Below are 15063 nucleotides of genomic sequence, written 5' to 3' on the forward strand. Positions count from 1 at the left end.
GTAACACTAATTTATTATCCACTTAAAAAAGTGCAAAAAGTACTATGTAAATAAGAATAACCAACAGCGGAAACGGCCGTTTGAATACAGGCATTTCGACTATTACGTAATCTTGCAATATGCTCTACAATTACCCGGTGCGGAGCCATACAGTGCTGCTGTTGTTATCCTTGCTTTTTATCACCTTCCCTGCCCGTTCTGCTTTTGCAGCAAATGCTGTAAGGGTTGCGCCCTCTCTCAGGGGTGCGCTCAGCATCCGGTGGAACGCTGTAGAAGGTGCTTCACACTATGTTATAGAGCAGGCTGCAGCACCGGACGGTACGTTTACCAAGCTAACCACAGTTAATGCTCCGCTCACTACCTACCGCCATGCCGGACTTGGGTACAACCAGACAGTTTACTACAGAATACAGTATTACAACAGCGGGGCTCTGCTGGGTACCAGCGAGATCGTGAGTGGCACCACACATCCCGAAAACTATGTATACAGGATTATGCCCTTGGGCGATTCCAACACCTTCGGTACCAAAATTGGAGACGACGATAATAATGGTAATCCCATCACCCCCTACTCGGAACGTGTTGCCTACCGGGGTGAATTGTACAAGCTACTTGAAACTGCTGCCATACCTTTCGATTTTGTAGGGAGCCAGCATTCGGGTAGCACGTATGTGGCAGATGATGACAATGCCGGTTTTTCGGGTGCACGCGACGAAGATATTGCCAGTCTTCTGGAGCAGGGTTCTTATACTTCCACCGGTGGAAAACTGATAATAGGATCAAGTGGGCCCTACCTGGATGCCTACCAGCCGGATATTGTTTTGTTGCATGTCGGCACTAATTGGGTAGATGGAAGCGAGAACAACATGAACGACGTAAACCGTATCCTGGACCAGGTGGATGCCTACGAGGAAAAGACAGGCAGGGAAGTAACCGTGATTTTGGCTAAGATCCTGCAGCGGGTATGCTACACTGAAAATGGCGCCGACTATTGCCCGACACCAGATGAAACACAGGATACCTTCAAGTATAACCACAGCTTGCAGGCACTGGCAGAGAACCGGATAGCCTCCGGCGACAGGCTAAAACTGGTAGACATGGAAAAAGGGGCCGGAGTTATCTATAAGTATCCCGAACATGGAGGCGAAATGGCAGATTTCCTGCACCCGACAGCAAGTGGTTACCAGAAAATGGCCAGAGTATGGTTTGATGGCCTGGTTGAGGAATTGCAGGTTGCACCCTTGCCGGTGGAACTGATCTCCTTTAAGGCGCAGGTTGCGCAGGACAATGTGCTGCTGAAGTGGGAGACTGCGTCAGAAAAAGATAACAGCCGCTTTGTAGTAGAGCGCATGCAGGAGGGAGGACGCTTTACAGAGGTAGGGTCTGTGCCGGGCGCCGGTGACAGCCAGGTAAAGCTGAAGTATACTTATACGGATAACAGCGCACCAACAGGCACGCTCTATTACCGCCTCAGGCAGGTAGATGTCGATGGTAAATACGAATACTCCAACGTAGTGGCTCTGACAAGAAAAACTAGGTCTGATGTTAAAAAAGTATATCCGAACCCGGGCGACGGAAGGAGCATTTCGCTGCAAGTATCTGGTTTTGTAGCCAATGAGCTTTTAACGGTTCAGGTTGTGGATGGCATGGGTAGAAATGTATACACAGCTTCTCTTTCTGCCGACGCGCTTGGTACGGTTAACACAAGTATAAATTTTTCAACTCCGCTGCCCAAAGGGTTTTACATTATGCAGGTGGTAGCGCCCGGAAAAACAGAAAAGCTCAAGCTTGTTGTAGAGTAGCAGGCCTGCAGCTGTGTGCTTTAGGAGCAAACGAGCATAGCTTTTGTGCTACGTTGTTAAAGTATAAACAGCCTTAATTGGCAGGTTAACAGCATGATAAGTCTCTTTTATAACCTGTTTTGGGAATAGGCGTAATATAAAAGAATCCAAATAAATAAAAGTCCTTATATCTGTTTCCGGTAGCTAAACCACCCCTGTGCCGGCGATAGTATGTACTTGTTTAGCAATAACCCGTAAGCTTTCAGGAAGCCTGAATGAAAGTATTCACAGCTTGCAAAGCACATTGTATCAAACACATGGAGCATAACTACAGAACGTCCTGCCACTCGGTCCGGCGCAGGAGTTTGATAACTAAAATACGATCCTGCTCAAGGCTATTCCAACTCCTGAAATGCCAAAAGCACCAACTCCTGTTTCTCTCAGCACTCATCTTCCTGCTCAACATCTTTTCTGTTATCCCGGTAGCTGCTGCGGCGAGTGCACCGACTAATGGCCTGGAAGCGAAGGCAGCGCAGGCCGAATGCCCATCAGGGCTGGTGCACTACTTTGGTATGGACGAAACTGCCAGCGGCACTTACAAAGATTATACTTCTGAAGCAACTGCCACCTGTACTTCCTGCCCCGAACCTGCAGCAGGTATGTTCGGCGGAGCCCAGCGTTTCGATGGCGTTAATGATGGATTGGACTTGAATGAAGTAACCAACTTTCAATGGGGGCCTAACAGCAGTTTCACGATCGAGGTATGGATGCAAACCACTGGTAGCTCCTCTGATAACCGTGTGATAATCGGACGGAACGCGACAGACTCTAACATGATCTGGTGGCTGGGCGTTGATACGGATGGCTATGCCGTATTTGAGCTTCGGGACCGGAAAAGGGAGGGGCACAAGATCGGAGCTAGCGGTAAAAAAGTGAACGATGGCAAATGGCATCATGTGGCTGTGGTACGCGACGGCATACAGCGGCAGAACCGGGTGTACGTAGATGGTTTTGCAATCGCAGATTTTCCCTATACCTACACCGATAATTTTGAAAGCACAGTGCCTGTAAACATCGGTTATCTGGCGCTTAATAATGGCTATCGCTTTTCAGGATTGCTGGACGAACTAATGGTTTACAACAGGCCCTTAACTGAAAGCGAAATGCGCTCACGCTATAACAGCGGTGCCGGTAATTACTGCGGACCGCAGCAGGTTGCTCCATCCATTGTTTCCGAAGCCATTACGTACGGCGTAGCAGGGCAGCCTTATATTTACGATGTAAACGCCACCGGTACTCCAGCGCCAGCTTATACATTGGTTTCCGGCCCGGCAGGTATGACGATCAACGCTGCTTCGGGAGAGCTGACCTGGACACCTGCTGCAGCAGGTAAATTCAGCGTAACAGTACAGGCTGCAAACAGCACAGGGCAGGATAAGCAGTCCTTTGAGATCACAGTGAAGAAAGATATCGGGGAAACGGCCGGCCTGGTGCACCACTGGATGCTGCACGAAATCACCGGTACCCGCTACAAAGATTACTATACTCCCTACGATGCCACCGCTGACGCTGCTTCCAAACCTACTCCTGTAGCAGGGGTTATCTCTGGCGGCCAGCGCTTTGATGGCAAAATCAATGGACTGGATGTGATGCAGGGCAGAAACTTTGATTGGGAGCCGAATGATAACTTCACAATCGAACTATGGATGCGCAGCACCGCCAGTAAATCCGAGAACCAGGTGCTGATCGGGCGTTCTGCCAAAGAGTCGGCGGTGCACTGGTGGGTTGGCGTGGGTACAGATGGGACAGCAGGCTTTCAGTTACTGGACCTGGAATGGCAGGGAATTTTTGTTGGCGGCAGCGGTCCTAAGCTAAACGATGGAAAATGGCACCAGGTGGTAGCGGTACGAAATGCAGCGGCAGGTTCTACCAAAGTGTATGTTGATGGCAATAAAGTAGCGGAGGGAAGCTTTGCGCATAAGTATGGTTTTGCAAGCCTTGCGCCTGTAAACATGGGTTACCTGAATGAAGATTCGCGTTATCGTTACGAAGGCGATCTGGATGAGGTAAAATTATTCGGAAGAGCGCTCAGCGATGCGGAGATCAAAACACGGTACACACAGGTTTATAACGCGATTGTAGAGCTGATCCGGTTTGAGGGTAAGTATGCTGGTGGTGTAGTAGAACTGGATTGGGAAACTATCGCAGAAATAGAAACCGTAAGCTTTGGCATCGAGCGTTCCGCCAATACAGAGGATTTTACCCCGATCGGCGAAGTGCCGGCAACCGGCTCCAGGTCAACAGAAAATGTGCTGTACGATTACACCGATAAGGCGCCACTCAAAGGGAAGAGCTATTACAGGCTGAAGATCAACAAAAAGAACGGCTCTTCTACTTACTCCAACATTGTGATGGTAGAGTATGGTGGCGCGATTGCTTCCTCGTTTCAGGTGTATCCGAACCCGATAGCCAGGGGAGGGGAAGTTTCGGTGGAGGTAACTAACCTTGGCGAGAGCGAAGAAGTAACCTTTATGGTTACCGATATGGCCGGTAAAACCATACTGCAGGAAAAAGTGGTAGCCGATGAGCAGGGGCTTTTGACGCTTAAAGTGCCTGTTTCCGGAAACCTGCAGCCAGGCATATTTAATCTGACGGTCGTTACAAAAAACAAAACGATAAGCAGGAAGCTCGTGGCCTTGTAAGGACGGGTGTGGAGCAATACGCCATACTTCCGGCAAGCAAGGTTATACTTTATGCAGAGCTTGCAGGAAGTATAAAAACAAAAAGGCCCGTGAGATCACGGGCCTTTTTGTTTTTGGAGGGGGAGTATTATGTTTACTCCTTGATAATTTTGATGCTGCTGCTCTTTCCTTGGGTATCGGTGTACTTCAGGATGTACAAGCCAGCCTTTAGTCCTGCGCTGGCCAGGTTCAGTTCCAGCTTGTTGTTTACCAGGGCCAGGTCTTTGCGCTCTGTGTAGATCACTTTACCGGTCTGGTCAAGTATAACTACTTCCTGCAGCTTCACTTCCTGTGTACCGAAGTTCAGCGTGATCACGTCTTTGAACGGATTTGGATAAGCTGATACCTGGGTAAAGAACGGCTCGGTGTATTCTGCTTCTGATACAGACATAGCAGAGAGTGTTGAAATGCTTCCTTCGAAAGGAGACAATCTGCTGCCAGCGATCGGACGCTCATAGGCGCCGCTTGGCAACTGCCAGCCTACGGCCAGGTTGTCACCACCTTCTTCTTCTTTCTGCAGGGCCTCGATGTAGTAGCGCTTGCCTGCTTCCAGGTTCACCTTCACCGACTGCTGGGTAGAATATTTGGCCCACTCACGCGGGTTGGTCCAGCCGTTTACCGAAGCGATCTTCACTTTCTTGGCAGGATCTTCCGACGTACTCAGGTACAGCTCGGCGCTGTTGTCACCCGAGATCCAGAAAGTATAAGCGCCTGTTGCAGGAGCCGTTACGTAGCCACGGATACGCTGGCCGTAGTTGTCGGCAAAGTCACTTGGTGCTTCAAATAAGGTCAGCTCGTTGGTGCTGGTTGGTTTGTTGCTCACCGGGATGGTAGCAATGCCTTCTCCTGTTACATTGCTCCACAGGTCGCGGGTGATCTTGCCCATTACATAAGTTGGTACAGTAACTGCTACCGTTGCAGTGCTGCCCATAACAGACAGTCTGTTTCCGGCGATCGGACGCTCGTAGGTGCCGCTTGGCAGCTGCCAGCCCACGGCCAGGTTGTCACCGCCTTCTTCTTCTTTCTGCAGGGCCTCGATGTAGTAGCGCTTGCCTGCTTCCAGGTTCACCTTCACCGACTGCTGGGTAGAATATTTGGCCCACTCACGCGGGTTGGTCCAGCCGTTTACCGAAGCGATCTTCACTTTCTTGGCAGGATCTTCCGACGTACTCAGGTACAGCTCGGCGCTGTTGTCACCCGAGATCCAGAAAGTATAAGCGCCTGTTGCAGGAGCCGTTACGTAGCCACGGATACGCTGGCCGTAGTTGTCGGCAAAGTCGCTTGGCGCTTCAAACAAGGTCAGCTGCGTGCTGCTGGTAGGGTTGTTGTTTACCGGGATGGTAGCAATGCCTTCTCCTGTTACATTGCTCCACAGGTCGCGGGTAATTTTGCCAGTGCCTGTTGTAGTGGTTGTTGTGGTTGTAAGGCTTGGTGCAGTTGCTGTAGTAGCGGTTACACTGATGCCCACTGCTGCAGAAGTTTTAGTAGCACCTTTGTCGTCAGTTGCCTTTGCCGTTAAGCTGTAGCTGCCTGCCGGCACGTTGCTCCAGGTAAAGCTGTAAGGGCTTGCAGTAGCTTCGCCTAATTTGGTAGTACCCTGGAAGAACTCAACTCTTGCAACTTTGCCATCAGCATCTGTAGCAGAAGCGGTAAGTGTTACGGCAGCACCTTGTGTAAAGGTAGCACCTGCTGAAGGAGATGTTAACGTTACAGCCGGAGCCTGATTTGCAACAGCAGTTGCAGAGCCATTAGGGCCTAATACAATGCCATTCTGCTGAAGCTTCTGGTTCCAGCGGGTAAATTCGTCTGCTTCATGCTGGCGTGTAATCGGGTTTGGAAGCGCAGTGTTCGATGTGAAGCTGGCAAATTCCTGTACCGAGATATCATTGCGGTTATCATCCCAGCCCCAGGCTACAATACCCATTACGTTGTTGTCGATCGAGTTTGCGAACGTAGTGTTCTGCTTATAGTAGTCGTTGCTCCAGTAACCGGAAGTATACATGGCATACTTGCTGCCGTCCGGGAAAGTGGCTGCGTTAACGGCGCGGTTGTGGTGGTAGCGCAGGTTATTGCCACCGGCCATGCCCATAGAGTAGTTACCAAGGCCCACCAGGTGGTTTTCGAATGCTTCTACATAGGCTGGGCACACGTTGATGTCGCCGTCACCGTCTGTAATGATACCGCCACCGGAATAGGTAGAAGAGGTAGCCGGCACGGGGAAAGCCCCCTGGATGTAGTTGTTGTGGATCTTGATCGGTGAGTCCGAGGTACCACGCGTGTTGTAGATGTTGATGTTGTCTTCCACGGCCGAGTTGCCCGGCTCGTTGATGATCTGGTTCCAGGCAACTTCTACGTGACGGATGGCGCCTTTGAAGTTGAACTGCACAAACTGCACCAAATCTTTGCCCCCTTGTACACGGCCGTCGATGTTCTTGGCCTTGTTGTAGCGGATCTTGATGGTTTCCGAAGTGGTGCCGTTGCCGCGGTAGCTTTCCGCTACCGAAATGCCGGCTGTGCCTTCCATGTAGCAGTTCTCTACCACTACGTTCTTGAACACGTCCACGGTGAGGAAGCGGCGCGACTTCATGTAGCTGTTCCAGCTAGTAGGCGTCAGGCCGTAGCCGTTGGTGTGGCGCACGGTGATGTTGGCTTCATAGCCCCAGGATTTGATCAGGTAACCCGCCCCACGGATGTTGGAGTTGACAATGACTACCGGCTCAGACGTACGTACGTCCACGGCCGGTACTTCCGAGTCTCTCGACTCCCAGTTGCCTGTGTAGGTGCCGCCCTTGGTAATCACCAACGGACCGCTATAGGTCTGGGCAAAAATTTGTAACGGGGTTAATGCATACACAATGAGGGTAAGTAAAAGAACAGACAAGACCCTGCCTGCCCTCTTATTTGTGTAAGAGGTAATTGTATTCATCTTCTTTGGCTAAAAGTTGAAAAATTAATAAATTCTAATATACTCTTCTTGCTTCTGTTCCTTTGTGACTGTTGGCGCAATCACTTTTAGTAGGGTTGAAGCTGCTTTGCTTACATATCTGTTTTGATGGCTATCTTTAAAATGTTCATATATAAGTTGTTGCAAATATAGTAAGGAAAATTTTAGAAAAACTAACCTTTCCTTTAAAAAATCTTTATAAAATTATACGTACTTGACATATTTATATCTTTTAGTTGGTCTTGAAAGTGCCATACGTGTATGCTATAGCAATTTTTGAGCTGATATAGGGTTTCAAAAAAATGTAATATTTAGGAAAAATCACATTTAAATTTTATAATAATATAAAGTTTTTATATGGTAATTTGCTTTTGCTTGGTGCGAGTTCGCAAGAGGAGTGCTTTGTAAATTACAAATTTTAAACAGTTGAGTTTATATATAGATTAATATGAATATTTGTATAATGAGGCTGCTGTTGTCTTCCTGATTCACAGAGTTCCTGACAGCGTCAGCAGGTTCAAGGCTCCTGATCTCAGGATTACTCCGTCACTTTAAAGCCATATTTTACTACTAACAACAGAACATGACTCAACTAAAGTATGAAGCAGTAAAGTATAGGAGGGAACGAGGGGGAAAGCAATGTACTTAAAGCTGACTTGATAAAGCATTGTGCTTCTGTTTGTACTTAGATGGTGCCGGGCCAAGGCTGATCCCATGCATGGACAGTTTCTCCTGCCATTTCAGAAATTCTTTACGCTCGGTTTCTCTGGTTGCCTTATCCGGAAGTATAATGTTAGAAAAAGTACGGGCAAACACAGCCGTACTGTCTACTATTTCGTTGCGCCAGGTGCCGGACTGGCCTGTAACTGCAAGCGTGTTCCGGTAGATACGGTTGTTGAAGGTCGCGTTCTTCTTGTAGAAATCCCGGGCCCAGATGCCGCTGGTCCAGAATGGATATGCCTTGTTATCCTCAAACACGGCAGCTACAATTACCCGGTTTTCATAAATCTCGATGTTATTACCACCGGCAATGCCGACGCCATAGTTACCAAGGCCCACCAGGTGGTTTTCGAACGCTTCTACATAGGCTGGGCACACGTTGATGTCGCCGTCACCGTCCGTTATGATGCCACCACCGGAATAGGTAGAAGAGGTAGCTGGCACCGGGAAAGCCCCCTGGATGTAGTTGTTGTGGATCTTGATGGGAGAATCCGACGTACCACGCGTGTTATAGATGTTGATGTTGTCTTCTACGGCCGAGTTGCCCGGCTCGTTGATGATCTGGTTCCAGGCTACCTCTACGTGGCGGATGGCGCCTTTGAAGTTGAACTGCACAAACTGCACCAGGTCCTTGCCCCCTTGTACACGGCCGTCGATGTTCTTGGCCTTGTTGTAGCGGATCTTGATGGTTTCAGAAGTAGTGCCGTTGCCGCGGTAGCTTTCGGCTACCGAGATGCCGGCTGTGCCTTCCATGTAGCAGTTCTCCACCACTACGTTCTTGAACACGTCCACGGTGAGGAAGCGGCGCGACTTCATGTAGCTGTTCCAGCTAGTAGGGGTCAGGCCGTAGCCGTTGGTGTGGCGTACGGTGATGTTGGCTTCATAGCCCCAGCTCTTGATCAGGTAACCCGCTCCGCGGATGTTGGAATTGACGATCACCACCGGCTCGGAGGTGCGCACTTCCACGGCCGGTACTTCCGAGTCTCTCGACTCCCAGTTGCCTGTGTAGGTGCCGCCCCTGGTAATTACCAACGGACCGCTGTAACGTATAGGACCTGCTTGCTTTATACTTTCTTTAGCAGCAGGCGAGGGGAGAGGCGGCTGCTTAAAAAAGTAAACCATACTTACTGCAATGGCAGCAAGTATGGCTATGGTAAACAGCAGTAAATAAAGTCGCTTGTATTTCTTTTGCTTCGTCAAGTATACTTAGTGTATGATATACCCAAAGATCCTGCGGGCATAGCCGTTGGCCAGGTAATACGGGATGTAAGGCTTCGGACAGTTTTTCAGCGTAAAGCGGGTAAAGTCGCGCAGGTTGCCGCCACCTTTGATGTCGAACAAGTGGTTATAGAAGTTTTTGATGCTCTTTTTCTTGCGGTTCTTGCGCTCGCCGCTCTCCTCGGGGTAAGTATAAAGCTTGGCATCGAAGTTACAGTAGAGCTCAAACCCGGCGCGGGCGGCTGTATGCGTAAAATCGTAGTCGGCAACGTAGTGCGGGAAGTTGTTCTGGTCGAACAAGCCAATCCTGTCAAACACCACGCGCGGGATCAGCAGGCCACGGCCCGGCAACTGTGACACGCGGTGGATGCCGTGCTGTTGTTCTTTTGGCAGTTCCTGCAGCATGTGGCGTACCTTGTTCAGCTTGAAATCAATGATCTCGCCGCCGTAGATCGGCTCGCGTGTTTCCGCGTCCATTTCCAGGGCACCGATAACTGCTTCCGGTTTCACCTTAGCCCATTTGTAGGCATTCTCGATAAAATCAGGCGCTGTTTCTACGTCGTTGTTCAAGGTCATCACGAGTTCAGCTCCCAGTTTCAGGGCATGCTTGATGCCTTCGTTCACGCTGGCTGTCCAGAACAGGTTGCCGTCGCCGAACAGCACGTCTACTTCCGGAAATTCTTCGCGCAGCATATCAGCGGTGCCGTCGGTAGAGCCGTCGTCTACTACAATAGCTTTATAATTCTGGTTGGTTTGCTTGCGCAGCGAAAGCAGGCAGGCTTTGGTAAAGTGTTTTCGGTTGAATACGGGTATAACTATATAAATCATGTTGGGTAATGCTTAAGGATGAACGATTTCCATAGCAGCAGGCTGGCTAAACTTACTGTAAAAGCCTGCAATATGTTGTGTTTTTAGGGTCCAGGTTTGCGTTTTGGAGAAGGTATAGCCCTGGCGGCCCATCTCTTCGCGCAGCGCCGGGTTATCGTAAAGTTGCTCTACGGCCGTAGCCAGTGCTTTTACCGTTTGCTCCGGCGTGGTGACAGGCACTTTGATGCCGGCATTGTCCGGTACCAGGTTTTTACCGCCGTGCAGGTCCAGGGTGATGATGGGCAGACCATACGCCATGGCTTCCAGAAACTGGGCAGCAGAAGAGTCGCGGAGGCTGCAGAACATGAACAGGTCGCTTTCGGTGTAGGCTTGTTTCACCTCCTGCCACGGCACCTGTCCTTTCCATTCTACTTTTTCTTCCAGGTTACACTGTTTGATCCACTGCGGCACGAACTCATTCATGGGTCCTTCGCCCAGTATGGTCAGCTTGAACTTCACATCCGGCCGTACGCGGCCGAGTGCTTCCATTACCAGCGGCAATCCTTTGCGGGCAAACAGTCGACCTACCCACAGTATTTTCAGCTCCTGTGCAGGTGGCCTTACCGGGTATACTTCCGGGTAAAACTCCTCGGGCAAGCTGGTGTCCAGGAACATCTTGGCATTCAGTGCCCCGTTGGCACGGGCCATGTTATAGGTGTCTTCGTTGGTGGTAAGCACGAGCGAAGCGTGGCGCATGGCCTTCTTTACATTCGGGTTAAAGGCCTGCAGCAGCTTGCTCACGCCGGTGCGGAACAGCTCCATTTTCCACCAGCGGTAGAAATAGCTTTTGAAGGCGCGCGGTGCTTCCTGTCCGCCGCCGGTCGGGCCGAAGATCAGCGGCTTGTTCAGGCGCCAGAGGGCCGTACTCATCTGCAGGCTGCCTAGTGTTACGTGGTGCACCAGGTCAAAATTTACCTGCTTGTCCAGCTCTTTGGCCGCTTTATAGGCATTTTGCTGCCATACCATGTAGTGCAGGTACACACCCGGTTGGTATTTGTATACATCATCCACCCACTTAGGCACGGCTACAAACACCATGTGCAGGTTGGTCAGGCCCAGCTTTTCTACTTCCTGCTCAATTTTCTCTTTGCCCTCCACGGTGGTGAGGCACCATACCTCATATCCCATGCGGGCGGTGCTTACGGCCCAGTTCCAGCCGTTGCCGGGCTCGGAGCCACGGTGCGGTTCGCAGGCATAAGCCGATAAAAGTAATTTCATCATGGGGAAGTATACTATAAACTGAAGCTGAATAGGTTCTTGATTTTAGCACTTACCTTATCGCGCATCATGTAGTTGAAGTGCTTTTTGTCAGACTCTATGTCGCGGATAACAAAGCGCGGGTGGCGTAGCGGAAACTGTATCTCCTGTTCTTCTATCTGTGCCTTCTTATCGTGCAGGTTGAACGTATGGGTGGCATCGGTACCAAAGCCAATGTTGCGCACCAAGTTTACTTCCGGTACAATGCACAGGCCTGAGTTGCTGAAAACGGTGAACTCCCACTGGTAATCCCACACGTCGCCTTTCTGGATGTTGGCGTAGGTCTCGTCCATCTTGCTCAGGCGGTAGGCTGCTTCCAGCTTGTTCAAAAACAGGTCTTCCAAGTAGCCTTTTTGTTTGAGCTCCGGGTAAGAGGGCATGTTGTAGTCGTAGAGCTGCCAGGCTCTGCGCCAGGTGGCCCAGCCCCAGCTGTTCATCTTGTCAGAGAAGTAGTAGGAGTAGTCATTGTCCTTGCGCCAGCCGTGCAGGTAGTTGTTGCCGCTGATGTGCATCACACGGGTATCCTGTTTATACTTCTCCAGCAGCTCCTGGCAAAACCAGAAGAAGCTCTTCGATGGCAGGCAGTCGTCTTCAAGTATAATGCCTGTTTCTTCGTTTTCGAACAGCCAGCTAATGGCCCTGGAAGGAGCAACACCGCAGCGCAGGTTCTGCTCATGGAACAGCGTTTTCACTTCGCAATCCCAGTCTACCTGCTCTACGATCCTGCGTGTTTCAGCACAGCGCTCGGCATCGGTTTCTACATGCGGGCGCGGGCCGTCGGCAGCCACGTACAGGCGCTTGGGTTTTACTTCTCTTATGCGGTTAAATACCTGTTGGGTGGTGTGTGGTCGGTTAAATATGATCAGCAACACCGGAGTGTGCAAAGGGTCCTGAGAATTAGAAAATTGCATAGCAAAGGGTAAATAGCACGTTTGGTATATAGTACTGTTAATCTGAGGAGCAGGTTATACCTAAGGAATAATTAAATTGTTTCGGAGCGCCTGAAGCCTGTATTTTCTACGATGTGCAGCCTCCACCAGGAAGTTCGAGCGCTCCACCTTGTCTACTTCCAGGGTTGCAATGGCCCAGCCAAGTACGGCATAGAAAAACACCGGCAGCACATAGGAGATACCGAAAATAAAACCGCTCATGATAAAAGAAAGCAGCATGATCTGGTTTACTGTCAGGCTCTTTTTGCGCAGGCCGTTTACGGTGGCATACACCGCCTGCAGGCAATAAAGCACCAGGCCAGCCAAACCAGTATAGAAAAGTACGTCTACGTAAAAGCTGTGGAAGAAGTGACCATGCCCGTCTTCAAATACAGGTTTATCCAGGTCTTCGCGGTAAAATTGGATCGGCAGCTCAAATCCTTCGAAGCGCATGCCAAAGAAAAAGTTCTCCTGGATAAAAGGCAGGTACGAGAGCCATTGCTTGTAGCGCCATCCGCCTGTACCTTGCGAATCGAAGTTCTCCATATCCGAAAAACTCTCCTGGATCTTTTCGATGATCTCCGGGTGAATCGAAAAAATAAAGGCACTGCTCGCCAGGCCGGCAATCACCAATACGGTAATAATGGGCAGTATTTTACTAAGGTCAAGCGGAGTGTTGGTCTTGAACTTGAAAAGCAGGTAATAAATAACGAGCACCACGGCAGTCGAGATCCAGACGGTGCGGTGCTGGAAAAAGAAAATGGTAACCAGCACAAAAAAGGCCAGCAGCAGGCTCATGAGCTTTCCTTTAAAAAAGTAGTTGCTCAGGAAGTATAAAAACGGCAGCACCAGCATGTAAACGGATGTGGAGTGCACGCCCCGCTCGTGGTTGGTGAAGGACGATACGCTCAACGTATGCGGATTTACGATGAGTACATTCAGCCAGAAGCCGATCAAAGCAAACCATGCAATGTGCGAGAACTCGACGTAAAACGATCCTTTGTAGTAAGTATAAATCGCAAAGGAGTAATACAGCAGGAGTACCTTCAGAAACACGTGCGGGTATACCATCGGGGTATTATACTTGTAGTATGACTCAAACACCATCCCCAGCACATACAGGGTTGTAAAAAAGAAAGCAATACGCATGGGCGGCGACATGCGCATGAAGTATACCGCACTGTAAAGAAAAGAAATACCGGCCAGCGCTTTTACCATCATGTTGTTCAGGGCTCCCTGCGCCTCCAGGTTGTGGGGTGCGGCAAGCTCCGTAAACATGTTATCTGTTACAAAAAACAGGATAAGCGGAATGGCGAAAAGAAAATTATACTTTAGTTTCATGGGTTAGCTTGTATACCTATGGTATCAGCAAAGACGATACGTACGCCATTAGCGACCAGGATGTTCCGGTGATGTTAACACGGGTGGGCGCTGCTGAAACAGGTGATGGCTCTAGTTCTTTGCCCAAGATCTTGCTGTAAAAGGCCAGGTGCTTGTCTATCACTACCGGTTCCGAAAAGTTAGACTGGGCGTGTGTTCGGGCATTCTGTACGATTTCTTCCCGCAGCGACCTGTCGGAAAGCAGCTTGGCTACAGAACCGGCCATGGAATCAGGCGATTTGATGTCGCAGAGCAGACCGGCTTTGCCGTAGTTGAGCAGGTGTGGTACAAAGCCGCTGTTCTTGCCTCCTACAACAGGCGTACCTGCTACCATTGCTTCCAGCACGGCCATTCCAAACGATTCTTCATAGGAGGGGTGCAGCAATACCTTGGCGCCCGCTATGTGCTGGAATACTTCGTTAAAAGGCAATACACCGATAAATCGCACGCCGGCATCCAGGTTGTGCTTGCGGGCGAACTGGTGCGCCAGCCCGTTCTCTTCCATCTCCAGACCTACCAGGTGGTATTCTAGATCAGGGTAGCGCTCCCGCAACTTAGCGAACGCAAAGAGCGCGCCGTGCACGTTTTTACGCTTGGTAAAGCCCTGAATAGCCGACACAATATAATTGCCCTTTTCTGCATTCCGGTTTAGGCTGCTCTCCAGGTCGCTGGCGTAGAAGTTGTTGATGGTAACGGCTTTTGCTTTTTGTTTTCTGCCAAGTAGGCTGTACGTATAAGCAGAGTTGGCCATCAGGTGATCTGCTTTTTTCAGCACGATCTTATTCATGATCCAGCGGACAAACCGGAACATGTCCGGTTGCTGAAACAGGATCTTATGGGCATTGTCGTGTATACTTACAGCTGTGGGTATGCCGGTTTTCAGGGCTGCCCAGGCAAATTCGTAGGTCCAGAATGCACTGATAAAGTCAGCCGGGTGGGCCAGCATCAAGTTTTTGAGGTCTTCTATTTCGAAGTTGAAAAAGCGGCGGCCTGGTTGAGGTCTTTGTCTGCCTACGCATACTTTCAGGTTACCGCTCTCCAGCACCAGTGGCTCTTCAAGCTCTGTGGAGTTGGTATAGGCAATAACTTTATAGCCACGGCGTAGCAGGCCGTTTATAAAATGGGAGGTAAGTGGAAACGCATTGGTTGCGGGTAAATTAGTTTCTTTCAGATCCCACTCGAGTAGTCTTAGATCTACCGGCCCGCTAACTCCTATTATCATCTTG

At 50.0% G+C, this 15063-nt stretch carries 9 protein-coding genes; 2 read left to right on the forward strand and 7 right to left on the reverse strand.

The window, feature by feature from the left end:
• Positions 1-119: 119 nt before the first annotated feature.
• A complete protein-coding gene (locus tag MJ611_RS07690; RefSeq protein ID WP_250429086.1) occupies positions 120-1802 on the forward strand; it encodes an SGNH/GDSL hydrolase family protein in 1683 nt (560 codons plus the stop codon).
• Between the two features lie 296 nt (positions 1803-2098).
• Positions 2099-4483 (forward strand): LamG-like jellyroll fold domain-containing protein, encoded by a 2385-nt coding sequence (locus MJ611_RS07695; protein ID WP_250429087.1) that lies wholly within the window; start codon positions 2099-2101, stop codon positions 4481-4483.
• A 133-nt stretch (positions 4484-4616) separates the two neighbouring features.
• On the opposite strand, the gene MJ611_RS07700 is transcribed toward MJ611_RS07695, so the two are convergent.
• The 7 genes from MJ611_RS07700 to MJ611_RS07730 form a co-directional block, all read right to left on the reverse strand.
• Complete coding sequence (locus MJ611_RS07700) at positions 4617-7376, reverse strand: PA14 domain-containing protein (protein ID WP_250429088.1); 2760 nt, start codon at positions 7374-7376, stop codon at positions 4617-4619.
• A 735-nt stretch (positions 7377-8111) separates the two neighbouring features.
• Positions 8112-9386 (reverse strand): glycosyl hydrolase, encoded by a 1275-nt coding sequence (locus MJ611_RS07705; RefSeq protein ID WP_250429089.1) that lies wholly within the window; start codon positions 9384-9386, stop codon positions 8112-8114.
• 6 nt (positions 9387-9392) lie between these two features.
• Positions 9393-10232, reverse strand: a complete 840-nt coding sequence (locus MJ611_RS07710; protein WP_250429090.1) for a glycosyltransferase family 2 protein — start codon at positions 10230-10232, stop codon at positions 9393-9395.
• Positions 10233-10244: 12 nt separating this feature from the next.
• Positions 10245-11492: a glycosyltransferase family 4 protein gene (locus MJ611_RS07715; RefSeq protein ID WP_250429091.1), complete on the reverse strand. Its 1248-nt coding sequence runs from the start codon at positions 11490-11492 to the stop codon at positions 10245-10247.
• Positions 11493-11503: 11 nt separating this feature from the next.
• Positions 11504-12439, reverse strand: a complete 936-nt coding sequence (locus tag MJ611_RS07720) for a nucleotide-diphospho-sugar transferase (RefSeq protein ID WP_250429092.1) — start codon at positions 12437-12439, stop codon at positions 11504-11506.
• A 60-nt stretch (positions 12440-12499) separates the two neighbouring features.
• Positions 12500-13798 (reverse strand): O-antigen ligase family protein, encoded by a 1299-nt coding sequence (locus MJ611_RS07725; protein WP_250429093.1) that lies wholly within the window; start codon positions 13796-13798, stop codon positions 12500-12502.
• Positions 13799-13814: 16 nt separating this feature from the next.
• Positions 13815-15059, reverse strand: a complete 1245-nt coding sequence (locus MJ611_RS07730) for a glycosyltransferase family 4 protein (protein WP_250429094.1) — start codon at positions 15057-15059, stop codon at positions 13815-13817.
• Positions 15060-15063: the final 4 nt, after the last annotated feature.

The sequence above is a fragment of the Pontibacter ruber genome (assembly GCF_023630205.1).
Lineage (GTDB): Bacteria > Bacteroidota > Bacteroidia > Cytophagales > Hymenobacteraceae > Pontibacter > Pontibacter ruber.

Bases quoted from the DNA above. Each gene is read 5' to 3' on its own strand.
- MJ611_RS07695 (WP_250429087.1), top strand. From the start codon at position 2,099: ATGGAGCATAACTACAGAACGTCCTGCCACTCGGTCCGGCGCAGGAGT.
- MJ611_RS07730 (WP_250429094.1), bottom strand. From the start codon at position 15,059: ATGATAATAGGAGTTAGCGGGCCGGTAGATCTAAGACTACTCGAGTGG.
- MJ611_RS07720 (WP_250429092.1), bottom strand. From the start codon at position 12,439: ATGCAATTTTCTAATTCTCAGGACCCTTTGCACACTCCGGTGTTGCTG.
- MJ611_RS07725 (WP_250429093.1), bottom strand. From the start codon at position 13,798: ATGAAACTAAAGTATAATTTTCTTTTCGCCATTCCGCTTATCCTGTTT.
- MJ611_RS07690 (WP_250429086.1), top strand. From the start codon at position 120: ATGCTCTACAATTACCCGGTGCGGAGCCATACAGTGCTGCTGTTGTTA.
- MJ611_RS07715 (WP_250429091.1), bottom strand. From the start codon at position 11,492: ATGATGAAATTACTTTTATCGGCTTATGCCTGCGAACCGCACCGTGGC.
- MJ611_RS07710 (WP_250429090.1), bottom strand. From the start codon at position 10,232: ATGATTTATATAGTTATACCCGTATTCAACCGAAAACACTTTACCAAA.